Origin of the sequence: Microbacterium sp. KUDC0406, assembly GCF_021582875.1 — a bacterium.
Taxonomy (GTDB): domain Bacteria; phylum Actinomycetota; class Actinomycetes; order Actinomycetales; family Microbacteriaceae; genus Microbacterium.
The window spans coordinates 1,895,822-1,916,799 of record NZ_CP091138.1; the positions used below are offsets into that span (position 1 = coordinate 1,895,822).

The window sequence follows — 20,978 nt, forward strand, 5'->3', positions numbered from 1 at the left end:
TGTGGTGCATTTAGAATCAGAAAGTCCGGCTGCGCAGCCGGTGCCCGAAAAGGGGCACGAAGCCCACGGCGAGACACATACGGAACCTCCATCCGTCCTGTCTTGAAAGGCACCGTCATGCCCACCGTCTCCGCGCAGGTCGCCCTCACCATCGCCCGCCACATCGACCACGTCTTCGGCGTGATGGGCAACGGCAACGCCTACTTCCTGGACGCTCTCGAGAAGCAGACGGATGCCGCGTACACGGCCGTCCGGCACGAGCAGGGCGCCGTGGTCGCCGCCGACGCGTACTTCCGCGCCTCGGGTCGCATCGCCGCCGCCACGACCACCTACGGCGCGGGCTTCACGAACACGCTCACCGCGCTGGCCGAGTCGGTGCAGGCGCACATCCCGCTGGTGCTGGTCGTCGGCGACGAGCCCACCTCGGGCCCGCGCCCTTGGGACGTCGATCAGATCGCGCTCGCCTCCGGCGTCGGCGCGCGCACGTACACGGTCGGACACGCGGATGCCGCGGCCACTGTCGTCATCGCGATCGAGCACGCCCTCACCTATCGCGTACCGGTGGTGCTCGCCATCCCCTATGACGTCGCCATGCTGGAGGCCGGCGAGGTGTCCGTGGGTGACGGCCCCCGCATCCCCGCGCCGCTGGTCCCCGGCGGGGAGTTCGCGGACGGGATGCTGGATGAGATCGCGTCCGCGCTCGCCGGCGCCGAGCGGCCGCTCCTGCTCGCCGGCCGCGGCGCCTGGCTGTCCGGCGCCGGCGAAGCGCTGGGTGAACTGGCCGCGCTGACCGGCGCCCTCACCGCCTCGTCCGCGCTCGGCCGCGGCATCTTCCCGGCACAGCAGTACGACCTGGGTGTCACCGGCGGCTTCGGCGCCGAGGGCGCGATGGCGCTCGTGCTCGAGGCCGACGTGGCCGTGGTCTTCGGGGCGTCCCTCAACCAGTTCACGATGCGATTCGGCGAGCTGTTCGCGCCCGGCACCCGGGTGTTCCAGGTGGATGTCGCCCCCGCGGCGACCCACGCGCACGTCGGCGGCTTCGTCGGCGGCGACGCTCGCGTCGTGGCCGAGACGCTCGTGGAGCGCGTGCGCGGCCTCCGCGACGCATCCGTGCGCCTCCCGCGGGAAAGTGCGCTTCCTGCGGACGCATCCGCGGCAGACCTCCGCCGGAACAGCACGACTCCGCAGGAGGGCACCGCGACTGACGCATCCGCGGCAGATGCGTTCCCGCGGGAAGGTGCGCTTCCCGCGGACGGATCGGCGGAAGCCGTCCGCGCGAACAGCACAAGCACGCGGGACGCGCACGTCGCCTGGCGCGATTCCGTCGACGTCGCCGGCGCCCGCGCCTACGAGCCGGGCGACGATCTCGCCGTGGACGGCCGCCTCGACCCCCGCTCCGCCGCGCGGCGCATCGCCGAGCTGCTGCCCGAGGACCGCGTGGTCGTCTCGGACGGCGGGCACTTCATCGGCTGGGCGAACATGTACTGGCCGGTCGCCTCCCCCGACCGCATGATGATGATCGGCACCGCGTTCCAGGCCATCGGCCAGGGCTGGCCGAGCGTCGTGGGCGCCGCCCGCGCCCGGCCCGAGTCGACTGTGGTGCTCACCAGCGGCGACGGCGGCGGACTGATGGCGATCGCGGACCTCGAGTCGGCCGTGCGCGCCGCCGGCGGGCGGGGTGTGGCCGTGGTCTGGAACGACGCCGCCTACGGCGCCGAGGTGAACCTGTACGGGCTGAAGGGCCTCGCCGAGCAGCCGATGCGCATCCCCGAGGTGGACTTCGCCGCCTTCGCCGCGGCCGTGGGGGCCGAGGGCGTCGCGGTGCACACGCTCGCCGACCTGGACCGGCTCGCGAGCTGGACGGCGGAGGACCCGGCATCCCGCCGCTTCCTCGTGCTGGACCTGCGCGTCTCCGGCGGCGTGATCGCGCCGTACCAGCACGAGATCATCCGCGTGAACTCCTGACGGAGTGCCGCGGTTCCGGCGCTCGGCCTGCTCGCGCTGCACTTCCTCGCCCGCGCGGCACTTCGCGGTGTGCGCGAGCCATCGCGCTGCACTTCCTCACCCGCGCGGCGCCTATCCGCGCAGCGCGTGCCAGAAAGTACCGCGCGAACCGAGAAGTACCGCGCATCCCAGAAAGTGCCGCGCCAACCGAGAAGTACGGCGCGAACGCCCTGGCGCCGCCGACTGACGCAAACGACGGATGCCCGGGCCCGCCCGACAGGGGCGAGTCCCGGGCATCCGGTGTATGCGGCGCTCAGTCCTCGTTGGTCATGCCGCGGCGCAGCAGGCGGCCGCGCGGGGTCTCGAAGTCGATGACTTCGCCGTGCAGCCAGGTCTTGCGCACCTTGCCGGCCAGCGCCTTGCCGTTGTAGGGCGTCAGCGGGTTCTTGTGGTACAGCTTCGTGACGTCGACGACGTAGGCGTCATCGGCCGCGAAGATCGAGAAGTCGGCGTCGTAGCCCGGGGCGATGCGGCCCTTGCCGGTGAGGCCGGCGAATTGCGCGGGCCGCTCGCTCATCCACTCCACGACGGTCTCGAGCGACAGTCCGCGCTGGCGTGCCTCGGTCCAGATCAGCGAGAGGCCGAGCTGCAACGACGCGACGCCGCCCCAGGCCACGGCGAAGTCGCCGTTCTCCAGATCCTTCAGGTCGAGGGTCGAGGGCGAGTGGTCCGACACGATGAAGTCGATCGTGCCGTCCTCGAGGCCCTGCCAGAGCAGCTCCCGGTTGCCGGCCTCGCGGATCGGCGGGCAGCACTTGAACGCGGTCGCCCCGTGCGGGATCTCCTCGGCTGTGAGGGTGAGGTAGTGCGGGCAGGTCTCGACGGTGATCTTCAGCCCGTCCTGCTTCGCCGTGCGCAGCATGGCGAGAGCGTCCGACGACGAGAGGTGCAGGATGTGGGCGCGGCCACCGGTCCAGCGGGCGCGCTCGATGACCTCGGCGATGGCGAGGTTCTCGGCTCCGCGGGGCGCGAGGCCAGGAACTTGCCGTAGTCGTCGCCCTCGGGCTGCGGGGCGCGGTCGATCGCTCGGGAGTCCTCGGCGTGCACGATCATGACCGAGTCGAACTTCTTGAGCTCGCGCATGTCCTTCTCGAGCTCCTCCGGGTCGAGCGGCGGGAACTCGTCGACGCCCGAGTGCAGCAGGAAGCTCTTGAAGCCGAAGACGCCGGCGTCGTGCAGCGGACGCAGATCCTCGGTGTTGCCGGGGATCGCACCGCCCCAGAAGCCCACGTCGGCGTGCACCTGGTCGCGCGCCACGGAGCGCTTGATGTTCAGCGCGTCGACGTTCACGGTCGGCGGGATGCTGTTCAGCGGCATGTCCACGATGGTCGTCACACCGCCGGCCGCGGCGGCGCGGGTGGCTGAGGCGAAGCCCTCCCACTCGGTGCGGCCGGGCTCGTTGACGTGAACGTGCGTGTCGACCAGTCCGGGGATGAGGGTCTCGTCGTCTTGGAGCTTGATGATCTCGGCGCCCTGCAGGTTGTTGCCCAGCGGCTGCATCGCCACGATCTTGCCGTGGCGGACGCCGACCTCACGCGGCGCGATGCCCGCCGTGGTCAGCACGCGCTGACCGCGGATCACCAGGTCGTAGTGCTCACCGGTCGGGTCGAGCGACACTGCTCCGGCATCCTGGTCTTCGGTGGTGTGCGACATGCACAGGTCCCTTCTCTGCGACGACCTCATCATCGTAACGGATATTCCGGTATGTGAGAACCGGATTCCGCATAAAGAGATTCAGGATGCCGGCAGGAACGCCCCACTGAGGACGGACGCCAGTTCGTCGCGCGCCTGCAGGGGCAGGATCGCCGCGACGTACTGATCCGGCCGCACGAGGATCACGACGCCGTCGCGGGACAGACCGCGCTCGTCGAAGATGTCGGTCGCGCACCACGCGCTCGGCGCCGCGGAGTACACCTTCTCCCAGTCGGTGAGCCCGTAGGGCCCGGTCTTCGGCTGCAGCACGCCGGGAACGTCGGGCAGGTCGATCTCCTCGAACGGCTGCTGGTAGACGGCCTTCACATCGAACACGGCGTCGGGGTCGGCGTCGGCCGGGGTGAACTTCGCGACCTCACCGCCGATCCACGCCGCCCAGTCGTTCAGCGCGGAGCCGTCGCGGTCGCCGAAGCCGTACACCCGCCAGCGGCCGTCGGCCTTCGCATGGTGCCCGAGGTGCACGACGTTGCCGTCGCACACCCGCACGACCTCGGCGGACTTGAACCGCCGGCCGAGCGGGAAGCCGGTCGCGAGCTCCTGCTGCGAGGCGTCCGCGACGATCATCGACGGCTGGTACTCGGTCATGAATCCGGACGGGAACTCGGCGGTGCCGAGATAGAAGGTGGCGAGCTCCTGCGGGTCGGAGATCTCCTCGGGCTTGCGCGCCATCAGCGACGACCACTCCTTGTCGAAGTCGATGAGCTGCTGCGCGACCGGTCGCCGTTCGGCCGCGTAGGTCGACAGCAGTTCCTGCGGCGAGCGCCCGGTGAGCACGGCGCCGAGCTTCCAGCCCAGGTTGAAGCCGTCCTGCATCGACACGTTCATACCCTGGCCCGCCTTCGCGCTGTGCGTGTGGCAGGCATCACCGGTCAGGAAGACGCGTGGATGCCGGTCCGCATCGGGTGCATCGTCGAATCCGTCCGTCACGCGGTGTCCGACCTCGTAGACGCTGTGCCAGGCGACCTGCTTCACATCGATCGAGTAGGGGTGCAGGATCTCGTTGGCGCGCCGGATGATCTCCTCGATCGGCGTCGTGCGCACCTGGTGGTTGTCGTCGTCGGCGACCGCTCCGAGGTCGATGTACATCCGGCTGAGGTAGCCGCCCTCGCGCGGGATGTGCAGGATGTTGCCCGCCTCGGCGTTGATCGCGCACTTGGTGCGCCAGTCCGGGAAGTCGGTGTTGACGAGCACGTCCATGACGCCCCAGGCGTGCGCGGAGATGCCGCCGACGTGCTTGCGGCCGATGGCCTCGCGCACGCCGCTGCGCGCGCCGTCGCAGCCGGCGACGTACTTCGCGCGGACCGTGCGCTCCTCACCGGCACGGTCTCCTGCGACGTAGCGGATGCGCACGTCGACCGGGTACTCCCCCGTCTCGTGCACCTCGAGGCCGGTGAACTCCACGCCGTAGTCGGGCACGATGCGGCCCGGGCCGTCGTGGGCGGCCTCGGCGAAGTAGTCCAGCACACGGGCCTGGTTCACGATCAGGTGCGGGAACTCGCTGATCTTGTAGCCGTAGTCCTCGGTGCGGCTGGTGCGGATGATGTTCCCGGGGTTCTCGGGATCCGGGCCCAGAAGTTCATCCAGCCGATGTTGTACGCCTCGGCGACGATGCGCTCGGCGAACCCGAATGCCTGGAACGTCTCGACCGAGCGCGGCTGGATGCCGTCGGCCTGCCCGAGCACGAGGCGTCCGTCGCGCTTCTCGATGATGCGCGTGGTCAGTTCCGGGTACCGCGACATCTGCGCGGCGAGCAGCATGCCGGCGGGGCCGGAGCCCACGATGAGCACGTCGATCTCGTCGGGCAGATCCGCCGGGCGATCGACGCCTGTGCCGGATGCCGGCAGCACCCGCGGGTCGCCGGAGACATAGCCGTGGTGGTGGAACTGCATCAGGGGCCCTCCCGTGGACTTCCTCGTCGGGTGTTGCAGAGCTCGGTATCTCGTTCTATATTCGAACACACCGTTCTACTATTGAACAGATCGTATACGAAGTGACCCCAGCCCACAAGGGCGCGATCACGCACACCCAGGAGTCCCATGGCCGACGCCCCCGCCTCCCAGACCCTCAGCCGCGGCATCCGCATTCTGGAGATCCTCGCCGACGGCCCCGGCGCGCTGTCGATCGACGCGGTCGCCGCACAGCTCGAGGTGCACCGCTCGATCGCGTACCGGCTGCTGCGCACGCTCGAGGACCACCGCCTCGTGGCGCGGGATGCCGCCGGCCTGGTCGCCCTCGGTCCGCGGATGGCCGCGCTGGCCGCCGGAGTCGCACATGATCTGCAGGCCGAGGCCCTCCCCGAGCTCACGGCCGTCGCGAACGAGCTCGGCATGACCTGCTTCCTCGGCGTGCTCGACGGCGACGAGTGCATCACGCTGGTGAGTGTCGAGCCACGTCACGCCGTCGCGAGCGTGGCGCAGCGCCCTGGCGCACGGCACCCGGTGACGGTCGGCGCGCCGGGCAAGGCGATCCTCGCGCAACTGGCTGACGCGGATCGGCCGGATGCGGATGCGGCGCTGCGCGCCCAGGTGGCGGACGTCCGTGAGCACGGCTACGCGACCAGCCACGACGAGGTCATCCCCACCGTGCAGTCCGTCGCGGTGCCGCTCGCGCTGCGCGGCACGCGGCCGGCCGCCCTCGCGGTCGTGCACGTGGCATCCCGCTTCGACGACGCCGAGATCGCCGCGCGCCTGCAGCGCTCCGCCGCGACCATCCGCGAGGCCCTCGGCGGCTGAGGCGGCGCATTCGCGCGGCCGCATCGCGGAGATCCGCATACCCTCGGATCCCCTGCCCGGGGAACCCCCGGAATCCCGCGGATCTCCGACAGGATGCCGCGCGCTCAGACCAGCCGGTAGTCGGGCAGGCTGTCGTCGGTGGCGAACGCGTCCGTCATCCACAGCATCGTGCGGTACATCAGACGGTTCGAGAACGTCCAGTCGCGCATCCGGATGCGGCGCACCGACGGCGGGGCCAGGAACGATCCCGCGTTGCCGGTGCGGGCGATCTTCGTCGGCTTGCGCATCCGGCGGTCGTAGCCGGCGAACGCGGCCTCGTGGTCGCCCCGGGCGGCGACGAGCTCGCCCGCCAGCACATAGGCGCCCAGCAGCGCCAGCCCCGTGCCGAAGCCGCCGAGCGTGTTCGCGTAGCCGGCGTCGCCGACCAGTGCGGCGCGTCCGCGGGTGAACGCCGACATCCGCGTGCGGGTCAGCGCGTCCAGATAGAAGTCGGGAGCGGTGCGGACAGCCTCCAGCGCCTCGGGGGTGCGCCACCCTCCGTCGGCGAAAGCCGCCTCCAGGAACGCCCGCTGCGATCCGACGTCCCTGCGGTCGTAGTCCCCGCCCGCGGCGCGGAACACGAAGAGGGCGGGCGCCTTCTGCCCGCCGAGCAGCACGAGCCGGTCGGGGTGTTGTAGCCGTAAGCCACCGCCCGCCCGCTCGGGAGCACGGTCTCGAGCCCGCCCAGCGGCACATGCCCGCTCGCGACGGCGTAGTGATATCCGCTCTGCTCGACATACTCGTTCTCGGGACCGAACCCCAGACGGCGCACCGCGGAATGCACGCCGTCCGCCCCGATCACCAGGTCGAAGCGCTCGGCTGCGCGCCCCGCGAACGACACGTCGACGCCGCCGGAGGTCTCGGACATCTTCGTGATCTCGTCGCCGAAGACGTACTCGGCGTCCTGCTCCGACCGCCGATGCAGGATCTCCGCGAGGTCGCCGCGCAGGATCTCGACGTCGCCGCCGATGAACTCGCCCGGCACGACGGCGTTCACGCGATCGTTCGCATCGACCATCCGCCAGTCGGTCTTGGGCGTCTGCCGGGCGTGCACCTCGTCGAGGATGCCCATCCGCGTGAGCAGCTCGCGGTGCGTGCGGCCCTTGAAGTCGACAGCCTGACCGCCCGGCCGCACCCCGGGTGACTTCTCGACGACGGTCACGTCGAAGCCGTTGCGGCCCAGCCAGCGGGCCAGAGCAGGACCGGCGATGCTCGCACCGGAGATGAGGATCTTCTTCGCACTCATGAGCAGCTCCTTCGTCAGAATTAATTGCGTCCCTTAGACACAGTAAATAATCGCGTACTCTGGACGCAATACTTTCGAGGAGAATTCCGTGATCGCTCACGACCCCCGGACCACCGCCGACGCCGGCGTGCTGTGGAACACACCGGCGACCGGCCGCCGCGGCCCAAGCCGCGGCACACGCTCGAGGGCATCACCGACGCCGCGATCGCGATCGCCGACGCCGAGGGGCTCGAAGCCGTCACCATGCAGCGCGTCGCGGAGCGCATCGGCAGCACGAAGATGGGCCTGTACCGCTACCTTCCCGGCCGCTCCGACCTCGACGCGGCCATGCTCGACCGTGCGCTCGGCACACCTCCGGCGATCGCGGGACCGGACTGGCGGCGCGCGCTCACGATCTGGGCCGAGATGATGTTCGCCCGCGTGCTGGAGCGCCCATGGGCCGTCGAACTGGCCCAGCGCCCGCACGTGCCCGGCCCCACGGAGCTCACCTGGTACGAGGCGGGCCTGGCACCCACGGCCGAGCTGCCGCTGACCGCCGGCGAACGTCTCGACGTGCTGGCGCTGCTCTCCGGCCACGCCCAGTCACTCGTGCGGCAGCAGGCGCAGTCGGCGATCCCTGAGGACGACCTCGCCGCCCGGATCGCCCCGCTGCTGACCGCGAACGCGGACCGCTACCCGCGCACGGCCGCCGCGTTCGCCGAGGCCGGGCGCGAGGATTCCCGCAACCGCGCGTTCGACTTCGGCGTGCAGCGGATCCTGGCCGGCGTCGCCGCCCTGGTCTCCGAGCGCGCACCCGGCTGATCCGGCATCCGCCCCGGCAGCATCGCGGAGATCTGCAGAATCCCGGACCCCCGCAGGGGAGCCCCGAGATCCTGCAGACCTCCGAACGGATGCCCGGCGGTCAGGCCTTGGACAGCCCGTAGATCGGGCTCTTCTCCTGCTCGGCCTCGAAGTCCGGGCCGAGCGGGATGCCGCTGCGGTCGCGCAGCAGCAGTGTAGCGGCGAGGCCGATCAGCGTCATGCCCGCGAGATACCAGGTGATGCCGACCGTGGAGCCGGTGTTCTGGAAGATCGCCTGAGCGATCAGCGGGGAGAACGCGCCGCCGAGGATCGCACCGATCGCGTACGAGATCGAGACGCCGGAGAACCGGATGGATGCCGGGAACAGCTCGGAGTACAGCGCCGCCTGCGGGCCGTAGGTGAAGCCGAGTCCGACCGTGAGGATGATCAGGGCCAGCGCGAGCGACCAGACAGTGCCGGCGTTCGTCATCGGGAACAGCAGGAACACGCCGACGAGCTGCAGAATCCAGCCCAGGATGTAGGTGTTGCGACGCCCGATGCGGTCGCTCAGCCATCCGCCGAGCCAGGTGAACACCAGCCAGGTGACGCCCGAGAGGGCGACGACCCAGAACACCGGCGCGGTGTCGAGGGCGATCGGCCCCTTCGGGTCGGTGGCGTAGCGCTGCACGTAGCCACCGGTGGTCATGTAGCCGACGGCGTTGTTGCCCGCGAACACGAGTGCGGCGACGATCACGAGCAGGGCGTGCCGGCGGAACAGCTGCACGATCGGCATCCGCGTCTCCTCCTTGCGCTCGGCGATCTCGGTGAACACCGGGGACTCCTCCACGCGGCGGCGCACCCAGTAGCCGACGAGGATCAGCACGAACGAGAGCAGGAAGGGCACGCGCCATCCCCAGGCGAGGAAGGCATCGCCCGGCGCGATCTGCGCCATCAGCGCGAGCATCATCGAGGCGAGCAGCAGACCGATCGGCACGCCGATCTGCGGGGAGGCGCCGAACACGCCGCGCTTCTTCTTCGGCGCGTGCTCGACCGCCATCAGCACCGCGCCGCCCCACTCGCCACCGGCCGAGATGCCCTGCACGATGCGCAGGAAGATCAGCAGGATCGGCGCCCACACGCCGATCACGGCGTGCGTGGGCAGCAGGCCGACCAGCGTGGTCGAGGCGCCCATCAGCAGCAGGGTGAGCACGAGCATCGGCCGCCGGCCGATCTTGTCGCCGAAGTGTCCGGCCAGGAAGGCGCCGAGCGGGCGGAACAGGAAGCTCACGCCGACGGTGAAGAACGACACGATCTGCGCGAAGTCCTCACCCATCGGCTGGAAGAAGAGCGTCGCGAAGACGGTGGCCGCGGCGAAGGCGTAGATGAAGAAGTCGTACCACTCGACGGTCGTTCCGACGACAGTGGCGAAGACGACGCGTCGCCTGTCGCCCGGGGATGCGATGGTGCCGGTCGGGGTGAACCCGTCCTGATCTGAGTCGCTCATTGTCTCTCCTTCGAGGGTGACGTCCTTGTCGCGGCCGCCGGGAATCCGGTGCTTGCCGCCGGGTATCAGGATGATATACGATTTCGAATACGACGCACAAGAGCCGCGCAAGGAGGCGCCCGTGAGCCAGCCGATCCCCCAGCCGGGCAAGATCATCGCCATCCACCTGAGCTATGCCTCGCGCGCCGATCAGCGCGGTCGGCGCCCGGCCGCACCCTCGTACTTCTTCAAGCCGACCTCTTCGATCGGCGCATCGGGCGGCGTCGTCGAGCGTCCCGCCGGCACCGAGCTGCTCGCCTTCGAGGGCGAGATCGCGCTGGTGATCGGCACCGCCGCCCGGCGGGTGTCCCTCGCAGACGCCTGGTCGCACGTCGGCTGGGTCACCGCCTCGAACGACCTCGGCTTGTACGACCTGCGCGCGAACGACAAGGGCTCGAACGTGCGCTCCAAGGGCGGTGACGGCTACACGCCGCTGGGCCCGGAGTACGTCGACGCCCGTGCCGTCGACCCGGAGGCGCTGCGCGTGCGCGCCTGGGTGAACGGCGAGCTGCGCCAGGACGACACCTCGGCCGGCATGATCTTCCCCCTCGCCCAGCTCGTCGCAGACCTCTCGCAGCACTTCACGCTGCAGCCCGGCGACGTCATCCTCACCGGAACGCCGGCCGGATCGTCGGTGATCGTGCCCGGCGACGTGGTCGAGATCGAGGTGGATGCCCCGGATGCCGGAGTCTCGTCCGGCCGCCTGGTGACCACGGTGACCCAGGGCGAGGTCGCATTCGACGACTCGCTCGGGTCGATGCCCGCGGTCGACGACCTGCAGCGCACCGAGGCCTGGGGTTCCCGCGAGGAGGCCGGGCTGCCGCCGGCCTTTGAGCGAGCGACGGAGGAGCGAGACGAAACGCCTTCGACGACCGGGGAGTTGTCCCCCGAACTCCGGGCGAAGCTCGAACTGTCCCCCACGGCAGGGCTGTCCAGCCAGCTGCGCAAGCGCGGCCTGCACTCCTGCTTCATCGACGGCGTGAGCGCCAACCTCCCCGGCACGAAGATCGTCGGCACCGCCAAGACGCTGCGCTTCGTGCCCGCCCGCGAGGACCTGTTCAAGAGCCACGGCGGCGGCTACAACGCGCAGAAGCGCTGCTTCGACGCGATCCGTCCCGGTGAGATCGTCGTGATCGAGGCGCGCGGCGAGGCCGGAACCGGCACGCTCGGCGACATCCTCGCGCTGCGTGCGAAGACACTCGGCGCCGCCGGCGTCGTCACCGACGGCGGCGTGCGCGACTTCGACGCCGTCGCCGAGATCGGCCTGCCGGTCTTCTCGCAGGGCGCGCACCCCTCTGTGCTCGGCCGCCGGCATGTGCCGTGGGACGTCGACGTGACGATCGCCTGCGGCGGCGCGACCGTGCAGCCCGGCGACATCATCGTCGGCGACGGCGACGGCGTGATCGTCATCCCCGCGAACCTCGCCGAGGAGGTCGCAGACGCGGCCCTCGCACAGGAGGACGAGGATGCCTGGATCGCCGAGCAGGTCGCCGCCGGGCATCCGGTCGACGGTCTGTTCCCGATGAACGCCGAATGGCGCGCGAAGTACGACCAGCGGGCCCCTTCGACGAGCTCAGGAACCCAGTCATGAGCGTCCCCGCCCCGCCCACCAGTAAATCCGAGGCCGCGTACGCCTGGATCCGCGAGCGGATCGCCACCCACGCGTTCGGCCCCGGCTACCGGCTCGTGCTGGGCGCGATCGCCGAGGAGCTCGGCATGAGCGTGGTGCCGGTGCGCGAGGCCATCCGGCGACTCGAGGCCGAGGGCCTGGTGACCTTCGAGCGCAACGTCGGCGCGCGCGTCACCCTGGTCGACGAGAGCGAGTACGTGCACACCATGCAGACCCTCGGCCTCGTCGAGGGATCCGCCACCGCGCTCTCCGCACCGCTGCTGCTCGAGGACGATCTGGAGCGCGCCGAGGAGATCAACGGCCGGATGCGGCACCTGCTCGACCACTTCGACGCGCACGCCTTCACGGCGCTGAACCGCGACTTCCACTCCGTGCTCTACGAGCCCTGCCCCAACCCGCATCTGCTCGACCTCGTGCACCGCGGGTGGTCGCGGCTGTCCGGCATCCGCGACTCGACGTTCGCCTTCGTCCCGGGCCGCGCGCAGCACTCCGTCGACGAGCACGTCGAGATCCTGCAGCTGATCCGCACCGGCGCCGACCCGCTCGAGATCGAGCTGGCGGCGCGCAACCACCGCTGGCGCACCATGGACGCGTTCCTCGATGCCCGGCATCCGAAGACCGCCGCTTCGACAAGCTCAGCGACCCAGAGATGAGGATGATGATGACCGACGTGTACATCCCGGCCGACCTGCCGGACAAGATCCAGCACTACATCGACGGCGAGTTCGTCGACTCGATCGACGGCGACACCTTCGAGGTGCTGAACCCCGTCACGAACGAGACCTACGTCCACGCCGCCGCCGGCAAGAAGGCCGACATCGAGCGCGCCGTCGACGCCGCGAAGCGTGCGTTCGACGAGGGCCCCTGGCCGCCGATGCTGCCGCGCGAGCGCTCTCGTGTGCTGCACCGCATCGCCGACATCGTCGAGTCGCGCGACGCGCGCCTGGCCGAGCTGGAGTCCTTCGACTCCGGCCTGCCGATCACGCAGGCGCTGGGACAGGCCCGGCGCGCCGCCGAGAACTTCCGCTTCTTCGCCGACCTGATCGTCGCCCAGGCCGACGACGCGTTCAAGGTGCCCGGCAAGCAGATGAACTACGTCAACCGCAAGCCGATCGGCGTCGCGGGCCTGATCACGCCGTGGAACACGCCGTTCATGCTCGAGTCCTGGAAGCTCGGCCCTGCGCTGGCGACGGGCAACACCGTGGTGCTCAAGCCCGCCGAGTTCACGCCGCTGTCGGCGTCGCTGTGGGCCGGGATCTTCGAGGAGGCCGGCCTGCCGAAGGGCGTGTTCAACCTCGTCAACGGACTGGGCGAGGACGCCGGTGACGCACTCGTGAAGCACCCGGACGTGCCGCTCATCTCGTTCACCGGCGAGAGCAGCACCGGCCAGCTGATCTTCGGCAACGCCGCACCGTTCCTCAAGGGCCTGTCGATGGAGCTCGGCGGCAAGAGCCCCGCCGTCGTGTTCGCCGACGCCGATCTCGACATCGCGATCGACGCCTGTATCTTCGGCGTCTTCTCGCTCAACGGCGAGCGCTGCACCGCCGGTTCCCGCATCCTCGTGCAGCGCGACGTGTACGACGAGTTCGTCGAGCGCTACGCCGCCCAGGCGAAGCGCGTGAAGGTCGGCCACCCGCACGACCCGTCCACCGAGGTCGGCGCGCTGGTGCACCCCGAGCACTACGACAAGGTGATGAGCTACGTCGAGCTCGGCAAGTCCGAGGGACGTCTTGTGGCCGGCGGCGGTCGTCCGGAGGGCTTCCCGGACGGCAACTACGTCGCGCCGACCGTCTTCGCCGACGTGTCGCCCGATGCGCGCATCTTCCAGGAGGAGATCTTCGGGCCGGTCGTCGCGATCACCCCGTTCGACACCGAGGAGGAGGCGCTCGCCCTCGCGAACAACACGAAGTACGGGCTCGCCGCCTACATCTGGACCAACGACCTGAAGCGGGCGCACAACTTCGCCCAGTCGGTCGAGGCGGGAATGGTGTGGCTGAACTCGAACAACGTGCGCGACCTGCGCACTCCGTTCGGCGGGGTGAAGGCGTCCGGCCTCGGCCACGAGGGCGGCTACCGGTCGATCGACTTCTACACCGATCAGCAGAGCGTGCACATCACGCTCGGCGCACCGCACAATCCCACGTTCGGGAAGCAGACCCCGCCGGCCGCACCCGATCTGGACGACCCGGACCCCCGCTGACCCACCAACCGGTCGTTGAGCGAGTGACGAAGGAGCGAGATGAAACGCTCGCAGTCACCTGAGACGTTTCGTCTGGAGCGCAGGCTCCCTCGCTCAACGACCGACAGAGAGCAAGGACGCTGACATGACCAACCGTGAAGACATGACGCTGACCTCCTCCGGCTTCTACGTGAGCCAGGAGGCGCCGATCCAGACCGACAACCCCACGCCGACGCCGCAGAGCACCCCGCCGGACGTGCTGCGCTGCGCCTACATGGAGCTGGTGGTCACCGACCTCGCAGCATCCCGGCAGTTCTACGTCGACATCCTCGGCCTGTACGTGACCAGCGAGGACGACGGGGCGATCTACCTGCGCTCCACCGAGGAGTTCATCCATCACAACCTGGTGCTGCGCAAGGGCCCGGTCGCCGCCGTCGCCGCGTTCTCGTACCGGGTGCGCACTCCGGAGGACCTCGACCGCGCCGTCGAGTTCTACACCGAGCTCGGCTGCGACGTCCGCCGCAACCCCGACGGCTTCGTCAAGGGCATCGGCGATTCGGTGCGCGTGGTCGACCCGCTCGGCTTCCCGTACGAGTTCTTCCACCAGACCGAGCACCAGGAGCGGATGTCGTGGCGATACGACCTGCACGTGCCCGGCGAGCTGGTGCGCCTCGATCACTTCAATCAGGTCACCCCCGACGTGCCCCGTGCGGTGAAGTTCATGCAGGACCTGGGCTTCCGCGTCACGGAGGACATCCAGGACGAGGAGGGCACCGTGTACGCCGCGTGGATGCGCCGCAAGCCTACGGTGCACGACACTGCCATGACCGGTGGCGACGGCCCGCGGATGCACCACGTCTGCTTCGCGACGCACGAGAAGCACAACATCCTCGCGATCTGCGACAAGCTCGGCGCGCTGCGCCGCTCGGATGCGATCGAGCGGGGTCCGGGCCGGCACGGAGTGAGCAACGCGTTCTACCTGTACCTGCGCGACCCCGACGGGCACCGCGTCGAGGTGTACACGCAGGACTACTACACCGGCGACCCGGACAACCCCGTGATCACCTGGGACGTGCACGACAACCAGCGTCGTGACTGGTGGGGCAACCCTGTGGTGCCGTCCTGGTACACGGATGCTTCGCTGGTGCTCGACCTGGACGGCAACCCGCAGCCGGTGCACGCGCGCACCGACTCCAGCGAGATGGCCGTGACGATCGGCGCCGACGGATTCAGCTACACCCGCGCGGATGAGCGCGAGGGAAAGCTCGGCAACCAGCTGTAACCGCACGGGCCGTTGAGCGAACGACGAAGGAGTGAGACGAAACGTTCTCAGCTCACGAGGAACGTCACGACGTTTCGTCTCTGCGTTTCGTCTCTGCGTTTCGTCTCTGCGTTTCGTCTCGCTGCGCTCGCTCAACGACCATCGCTCGCTCAACGACCACCGCTCGCGGGGCGACCATCGCTCGCTCAACGACCGACTCGAAGGAGACTCCGATGCTGAACAACGAGACCATCGCCGCCATCGCCGAGGAACTCGCCGAGGCGGAGCGCACGCGCGCGCTGATCCCGCGCATCACCGCGCGGTACCCGGATGCCACGATCGAGGACTCGTACGCGATCCAGGGCGTCTGGCGCGACCGCCAGCTCGCCGCAGGCCGCCGGCTGGTCGGACGCAAGATCGGGCTGACGTCGAAGGCCATGCAGCAGGCGACCGGAATCACCGAGCCGGACTACGGCGTGATGTTCGACGACACCGTGTACGCCTCGGGCGCCGACATCCCGTTCGACGACTTCTCGAACGTGCGGATCGAGGTCGAACTGGCGTTCGTGCTGAAGGAGCCGCTGGCGGGTCCGGACTGCGCGCTCGACGATGCGCTGGCGGCGATCGACTACGCGGTCCCGGCGCTCGAGGTGCTGAACTCGCACATCGAGCTGGAGGGGCGCACCATCGTCGACACGATCAGTGACAATGCGGCGTACGGGGCGATGGTGCTGGGCGATGTGCGGATGCGGCCCGACGAGATCGACCTGCGCTGGGTGCCCGGCGTGCTCAGCCGCAACGGCGAGATCGAGGAGACCGGCGTCGCCGCCGGCGTGCTCGGCCATCCGGCCACCGGTGTGGCCTGGCTGGCGAACAAGTTCCATCAGCACGGCGCGCGGCTCGAGGCCGGCGAGATCATTCTCGCGGGGTCGTTCACCCGGCCGATGTGGGTGTCGCGCGGCGACGAGGTGCTCTGCGACTACCGCGAGATGGGGACGATCGCCTGCCGCTTCGTATGAACCGCATCCGACTGGCGTAGCGTCGTGCTCATCACCGGCTCGACCGCCCACCCGCCCGCACACGATTTCTCCGGAGCATCCATGGCACTGCAGCTCGCCCCTTCCTTCCGCGCCAGGCTCGCCGAGAGCGATCGCGCCCTCGTAGGCATGTGGGCGTGTTCCGGCTCGCCGCTGGTCACCGAGGTCGCCGCCGGCTCCGGCCTGGACTGGCTGCTCATCGACATGGAGCACTCCGCCAACACCCTGGACTCCGTGCTCGTGCAGCTGCAGGTCACGGCCGCCTACCCGATCACGCCGATCGTGCGGGCGCCGTTCAACGATGTCGTCGCCATCAAGCAGATCCTCGATCTCGGTGCGCAGAACGTGCTCGTTCCGATGGTGTCGTCCGCTGATGAGGCGCGCAGCGCGGTGCGCGCGGTGCGGTACCCGCCCGCCGGCGTGCGCGGTGTGGGCAGCGCGCTCGCGCGCAGCGCCCGCTGGAACCGCGTCGACGGCTACCTGCAGGATGCCGCGGAGCACACGTCCCTGATCGTGCAGATCGAGACCGCCGCCGGCGTGGATGCGGCCGCGGAGATCGCCGCCGTCGACGGCGTCGACGCCGTGTTCGTGGGACCCAGCGACCTGGCCGCATCGATGGGTCATCTCGGACAGCAGACGCATCCGGAGGTGCTCGAGGCGGTCGCCCGCGCCTTCGCCGCGGTGCAGGACGCCGGGAAGCCGGTCGGCGTGAACGCCTTCGACCCGGTCGCTGCCGAGGAGTACATCGCACACGGCACGGACTTCATCGCGGTGGGCGCGGATGTCGCGCTGCTCGCCCGTGCGTCCGAGGCTCTGACGACGCGTTTCATCCCGGCATCCGACGGCGCGCAGCGCGCGAGCTACTGAGCGGGCTTCTCCGCCTCGCGTCGCCCTTCCTCGCGGGCACGCTCCAGCTGCTCCTGCAGACTCCGGCGACGACGGCGACGGTCCACGACCGTCAGCACGATGAGGAGGACGGCGATCCCGAGCGCGATCAGCTGAGGCCACGGCCACGCGGGCACGGTCGTCTCGACAGAGCTGGATCCCGTTCCCGCATCGCCGTCGACCACGGATTCCGCGTCCGCCGTCACACGCACGCTGAGCGGACCGGTCGGCCACACGCCGGTGAGGCGCACAGCTCCCTTGCGCTGCTCTCCCGGGGCGAGCTCCTCGATCTTCGCGGCGGTCTGCGCCTGCGACAGCGTGCCGAACGGCCCCTCGACCGACACCGTGGGAGTCACGGCGACGCGTGTGTTGCCGGTGTTCTCGATCGTGTACTCGACGTCCGCCGTCCCGGGCTGGAACGGATTCCACGACATGGTGTACCGGGCGTTCACCGCGGGCGCCACCTCGGTGCGGTACTCACCGGTGACCCGGGTCATCACCCGGAAGCCGACACGGCTCGTGACGTTCACCGCGGTGCCGCCCGCGTCAGAACCCTGTGACTTGATCGAGGCGGCGACGCCGGCGGGGTGGTCCCCGGGGTCGCGTCCTTCGGCACCGTGACGGTGAACGGCACCACCACCGCGCCGCCAGCGGGCACCGTGACCGAGTCGGGCAGATCGATCCACAGCCCCGCGTCCTTCGACGGCGTGCCCTCCGGCAGGATGTTGAAGCGGCCGGTGTCGGTGAAGTATCCGTCGGCAGCGATCAGCTGGAACGTGGTCTCCGCAGCGCCGTAGTTGCGCACCTCGAGATGATCGACGGCGCTCGCACCGGGCGCGAGCTCCAGCTCTGCCCAGGAACGGCCGTCCGCCGCCGTTGCCGACGCCGGTCGCACCGACCACGAGACCCCGTCATCGGCCGCGACCGCCGGCACGGCGGCACCGCCGATCAGGACGATCGCCGCGCCGACCAGCGCCAGCATGCGCAACAGCTTCACTCTCACCGGGTGTCTCGCCTCTCCGGGCGCATGCACCCCTGCTCTTCGGTCATCTCAATCATAGGAACGTGCCCGCGGTGGCCGGCGCCCGCCCGGCGCGGCTCAGAGCGCCGGGTAGGACTGTTCGACGTCGGCGAAGCCGGCGACGGCCGCCGTGACGACGCCCGCGCCGATCGATGCCGCACGCGTGGCGAACGCCGTCGTGGCGGAGTGACCGGGATGGATCCCCGTGAAGGTCTTCTCGCCGTACGCGGTCGCGAGCGTGATCGTGACCGGGCGGTCGCAGCGGTTCTCGGCCGACACGTACAGGTGCACCTTGCCCGCCAGTGAGCGCGGCGTCACCTGCAGCGTCACCGGCGCTCCGCAGTCGATCTCGATGCGCGCGGAGTGCCCGTGTCCGTCCAGTGCGAACTGGAGCGTGAGCGGCGACGTGCTGACGACGGTCACTCCGTCGTCGGCCTCACCGGCGGCGACGGCCTGGACGTCCGCGAACGTCACGCGCGCGCTCGTCTGCGTGCGGCTGGGGTCGGACAGCGCGACGGCCAGCAGGTCGCCGTCGCGGTGCGCGGCGACCGAGCAGGGCCCGCTGACGGTGATCCCGTGCGACGGTGCGGCACCGGCGGGCGATGCGGCGAAGAAGTTCGCCAGCGTCAGGCCGTTCCCGCCATCCGCGACCACCTGCGCCGCCTCGTCGTTCGCGAGCACGGTCACCGACGGCGTCTGCGACTGCGCGGACGTGGTGCCCTCATCTGCGCCGGGGAGTATCAGGTACGCATAACCGCCGCTGTCGGGCTTCGCGCCGTGCCGGTGCGTGATGGTGAGGTAGTCCCGCGTCCGGGGCTCCGCGTCACCGCCGGTGTCGGCACCGGAGTTGATGGTCTGCCAGTCGCCCGTGCGACGGACCGCCTGCACGTCGACAGAGCCGCTCACGTTCTCGCCCTCGAGGAAGACGTATCCGCCGTGCCCCGCGATGTGCACGGCCTTGGTCGCCGCGACGGCGGCGTCTCCCGGGGCGAGCGTGCGCCGAGCCCCGTCCGCCGTGATCGCGGGCAGCCTCCCGGCCGCGAAGGAGCGGTTCTCGACGGTGGTGAACACCTCGTGATCGGTGGTCCCTGCGATCGCCGCGCCGAGGCAGACGATTCCGTCGTCGAGGAAGAACCAGGACTTCCGGGCGCTGAGCGTCCTGTTGTGGTTCAGGTGGTCCATCCCCTGGATCCCCCAGCGCCCGTCCAGCTCCAGCCCGCCGGCGAACGCCTGGAACGCCCGCGGGATGCCGGTGCCGTCGGCGGCGCCGTTCGCGTGGGGCTCGGCCGTGACCGTGGTCCCCGGCAGCCGGTACGGGTCGACCGTGGGCCAGAAGTCGGCGCTGAACTGGCCGGGATCGGCGGGCGTGTAGACGAAGGTCAGCCCGTCGCCCTGGTACCAGCCCAGGTTGTTCTCCTTGTTGCCCCACTCGTACCGGCCGATCCGCTTCGACGAGATGTTCGCGACCGCGCTGAACGCCGGACGGTGGTGCACCAGGCGGTCCTGGTCGCCGAACGCCTTCGTGTACACCGGGGCGGGCGCCGGCTCGATCGCGTCGTCGCCGAGCACGGAGGTCACCAGCAGCGACTTCGCCACCGTCTGCGTCGGCAGCCCGTACAGGGTCTGGTCCGTGCAGCGCTGCAGCCAGCCCTTCACGAGCGACAGGTACCGGGTGCGATACGGCTCGCCGGCACCGGGGGCCAGCAGCAGGATGGCGGTGAGCGCCGCCGCGCCGTCGACGTAGTCCGGCGCTTTCTGGCGCGACACGGCCCGTCCGCGCACGGCGTCCATCATCCGGCCGTTCCAGATGAACGGTGCGTACGCCGCCTCGACCGCATCGAGGACCACGGCCTTCTTCGGGTCGGTGACATCCCACTCGCTGCCGCCGAGCAGACCCAGGATCTCGGCGATGCCGCCGAGCGTGACCACGCCGTATGTGCCGACGTAGGGCAGGTAGGTGTGCTGCACGAACGACCCGTCGGTGTAGAACCCGTCACCGCTGGTGACGTATCCGAACACGCTGTTCCTCCCCGCCCCCACCGTGTCGCTGAGCGCGTCACGCGCCAGCGCGATCTCGTCCGGCCGGCCGTCCAGCGCCCCGCGCAGCATGCACGAGAGGGCCTTGTCGGTGCGGTTCGCGCCGGTCTCAGCGGAGCCCGTGCCGCGACCGCGCCAGTTCGGGTTCGGAGTGAAGTAGCGGGCGGCCGCCATCAGCGCGGTGCGCACGTCGGCGGGCACGGCCTCGTGCAGCAGCACCAGGATGTCGGCGGCTTTTCGTGGCACGCCGATCTCCCAGAACCACCAGTTGCCCACGGGGGACTTCCCCGCGACGTACACGTTCGCCGAGATGAAGGTGAGCGCGGCGACGAGGTCGGATGCCAGAGCTGTATCGCCGTACTGCGCGCAGCCCGCCGTCGAGTACGCGAGAGCGAGGCTGAACATCCGGTCGAAGGTGAGGCCCATGTTCCCGGACAGCGTCGTCCCGGTGACACCGGTGATCGGCACATCCGCCCAGATTCCGGGCGCGGCGACGGGGCGGACCATCGAGTCCCAGACCGTCTGTGCCTCGGCGCTCATCTGGCTCAGCGCCTCGGCGAGCTCGGGAACGGATGCGGCGCTGCCATCGCCGACGAGCATGATCCGGCGACGCTGGATGAGCGCCGCGAGCGGATCCTCGGCGGTCGCGGAGAACGCGCTTCGGGTGCTCGCGGCGGCGGGCTGGGTGCTCACGGCGACCAGCGCGCCGGCGCCGAGCAGGGTGAGGAAGGATCGGCGGGGCAGTTCCAGTGACATCTTCGGCGGCTCCTGACAGGTGGGCGGATTCTTCAGAGGTGGGGCAGACGGGGTCTGCGGAGGTGGGGCGATCGGCGAAGCGGCCGGGAGGGGAGGAGCTCCTCCCTCCCGGCCC

The 20,978-nt window shown here is 70.1% G+C and carries 15 protein-coding genes and 2 pseudogenes; 9 read left to right on the forward strand and 8 right to left on the reverse strand.

Annotated features, from left to right (window positions below; all coding sequences use genetic code 11):
- The first annotated feature begins 117 nt into the window (after positions 1-117).
- Positions 118-1,965, forward strand: coding sequence for a thiamine pyrophosphate-binding protein (locus L2X99_RS09580; RefSeq protein WP_236135014.1), 1,848 nt, complete (start codon positions 118-120; stop codon positions 1,963-1,965).
- 292 nt (positions 1,966-2,257) lie between these two features.
- Here the strand turns inward: L2X99_RS09580 and allB are convergent.
- Positions 2,258-3,657: pseudogene (gene allB / locus L2X99_RS09585) on the reverse strand (allantoinase AllB).
- An 81-nt stretch (positions 3,658-3,738) separates the two neighbouring features.
- A pseudogene (locus L2X99_RS09590) lies at positions 3,739-5,606 on the reverse strand (FAD-dependent monooxygenase).
- A 147-nt stretch (positions 5,607-5,753) separates the two neighbouring features.
- On the opposite strand from L2X99_RS09590, the gene L2X99_RS09595 reads away from it, so the two are divergent.
- Entirely contained in the window at positions 5,754-6,449 is a 696-nt protein-coding gene (locus L2X99_RS09595) for an IclR family transcriptional regulator (RefSeq protein ID WP_236123810.1), read from the forward strand.
- Between the two features lie 104 nt (positions 6,450-6,553).
- On the opposite strand, the gene L2X99_RS09600 is transcribed toward L2X99_RS09595, so the two are convergent.
- Positions 6,554-6,907, reverse strand: a complete 354-nt coding sequence (locus L2X99_RS09600) for a hypothetical protein (RefSeq protein ID WP_236135015.1) — start codon at positions 6,905-6,907, stop codon at positions 6,554-6,556.
- Between the two features lie 11 nt (positions 6,908-6,918).
- Positions 6,919-7,734, reverse strand: coding sequence for an FAD-dependent monooxygenase (locus L2X99_RS09605; protein WP_236135016.1), 816 nt, complete (start codon positions 7,732-7,734; stop codon positions 6,919-6,921).
- 132 nt (positions 7,735-7,866) lie between these two features.
- Here L2X99_RS09605 and L2X99_RS09610 point away from each other — a divergent pair, with 132 nt between their 5' ends.
- A complete protein-coding gene (locus L2X99_RS09610) occupies positions 7,867-8,535 on the forward strand; it encodes a TetR/AcrR family transcriptional regulator (RefSeq protein WP_236135017.1) in 669 nt (222 codons plus the stop codon).
- A 100-nt stretch (positions 8,536-8,635) separates the two neighbouring features.
- On the opposite strand, the gene L2X99_RS09615 is transcribed toward L2X99_RS09610, so the two are convergent.
- Complete coding sequence (locus tag L2X99_RS09615; RefSeq protein ID WP_236123806.1) at positions 8,636-10,018, reverse strand: MFS transporter; 1,383 nt, start codon at positions 10,016-10,018, stop codon at positions 8,636-8,638.
- A 70-nt stretch (positions 10,019-10,088) separates the two neighbouring features.
- Here L2X99_RS09615 and L2X99_RS09620 point away from each other — a divergent pair, with 70 nt between their 5' ends.
- The 6 genes from L2X99_RS09620 to L2X99_RS09645 all read left to right on the forward strand — a co-directional run bounded on the left by L2X99_RS09620 (position 10,089) and on the right by L2X99_RS09645 (position 17,031).
- Positions 10,089-11,648, forward strand: a complete 1,560-nt coding sequence (locus tag L2X99_RS09620) for a fumarylacetoacetate hydrolase family protein (protein ID WP_442923432.1) — start codon at positions 10,089-10,091, stop codon at positions 11,646-11,648.
- Positions 11,645-12,340, forward strand: coding sequence for a GntR family transcriptional regulator (locus tag L2X99_RS09625; RefSeq protein ID WP_236123805.1), 696 nt, complete (start codon positions 11,645-11,647; stop codon positions 12,338-12,340). Before L2X99_RS09620 ends, L2X99_RS09625 begins: the two co-directional genes overlap by 4 nt.
- A gap of 8 nt (positions 12,341-12,348) precedes the next feature.
- Complete coding sequence (gene hpaE / locus L2X99_RS09630) at positions 12,349-13,887, forward strand: 5-carboxymethyl-2-hydroxymuconate semialdehyde dehydrogenase (protein WP_236135019.1); 1,539 nt, start codon at positions 12,349-12,351, stop codon at positions 13,885-13,887.
- Positions 13,888-14,011: 124 nt separating this feature from the next.
- Positions 14,012-15,148: a 3,4-dihydroxyphenylacetate 2,3-dioxygenase gene (hpaD, locus tag L2X99_RS09635; RefSeq protein ID WP_236123803.1), complete on the forward strand. Its 1,137-nt coding sequence runs from the start codon at positions 14,012-14,014 to the stop codon at positions 15,146-15,148.
- Positions 15,149-15,360: 212 nt separating this feature from the next.
- Entirely contained in the window at positions 15,361-16,146 is a 786-nt protein-coding gene (locus tag L2X99_RS09640; RefSeq protein WP_236123802.1) for a fumarylacetoacetate hydrolase family protein, read from the forward strand.
- 81 nt (positions 16,147-16,227) lie between these two features.
- Complete coding sequence (locus tag L2X99_RS09645) at positions 16,228-17,031, forward strand: HpcH/HpaI aldolase family protein (RefSeq protein ID WP_236123801.1); 804 nt, start codon at positions 16,228-16,230, stop codon at positions 17,029-17,031.
- Here L2X99_RS09645 and L2X99_RS09650 read toward each other — a convergent pair.
- From L2X99_RS09650 to L2X99_RS09660, 3 genes are all read right to left on the reverse strand, one after another.
- On the reverse strand, positions 17,025-17,579 hold the full coding sequence (locus tag L2X99_RS09650; protein ID WP_236123800.1) for a hypothetical protein: 555 nt from the start codon (positions 17,577-17,579) through the stop codon (positions 17,025-17,027). The genes L2X99_RS09645 and L2X99_RS09650 overlap by 7 nt on opposite strands.
- Positions 17,576-18,046 carry a hypothetical protein gene (locus L2X99_RS09655; RefSeq protein WP_236135020.1) on the reverse strand — a complete coding sequence of 157 codons (471 nt, stop codon included), beginning with the start codon at positions 18,044-18,046 and terminating at the stop codon, positions 17,576-17,578. The genes L2X99_RS09650 and L2X99_RS09655 overlap by 4 nt, the downstream gene beginning before the upstream one ends.
- A 102-nt stretch (positions 18,047-18,148) precedes the next feature.
- Positions 18,149-20,863 carry a polysaccharide lyase 8 family protein gene (locus L2X99_RS09660; protein ID WP_236135021.1) on the reverse strand — a complete coding sequence of 905 codons (2,715 nt, stop codon included), beginning with the start codon at positions 20,861-20,863 and terminating at the stop codon, positions 18,149-18,151.
- Positions 20,864-20,978 lie beyond the last annotated feature (115 nt).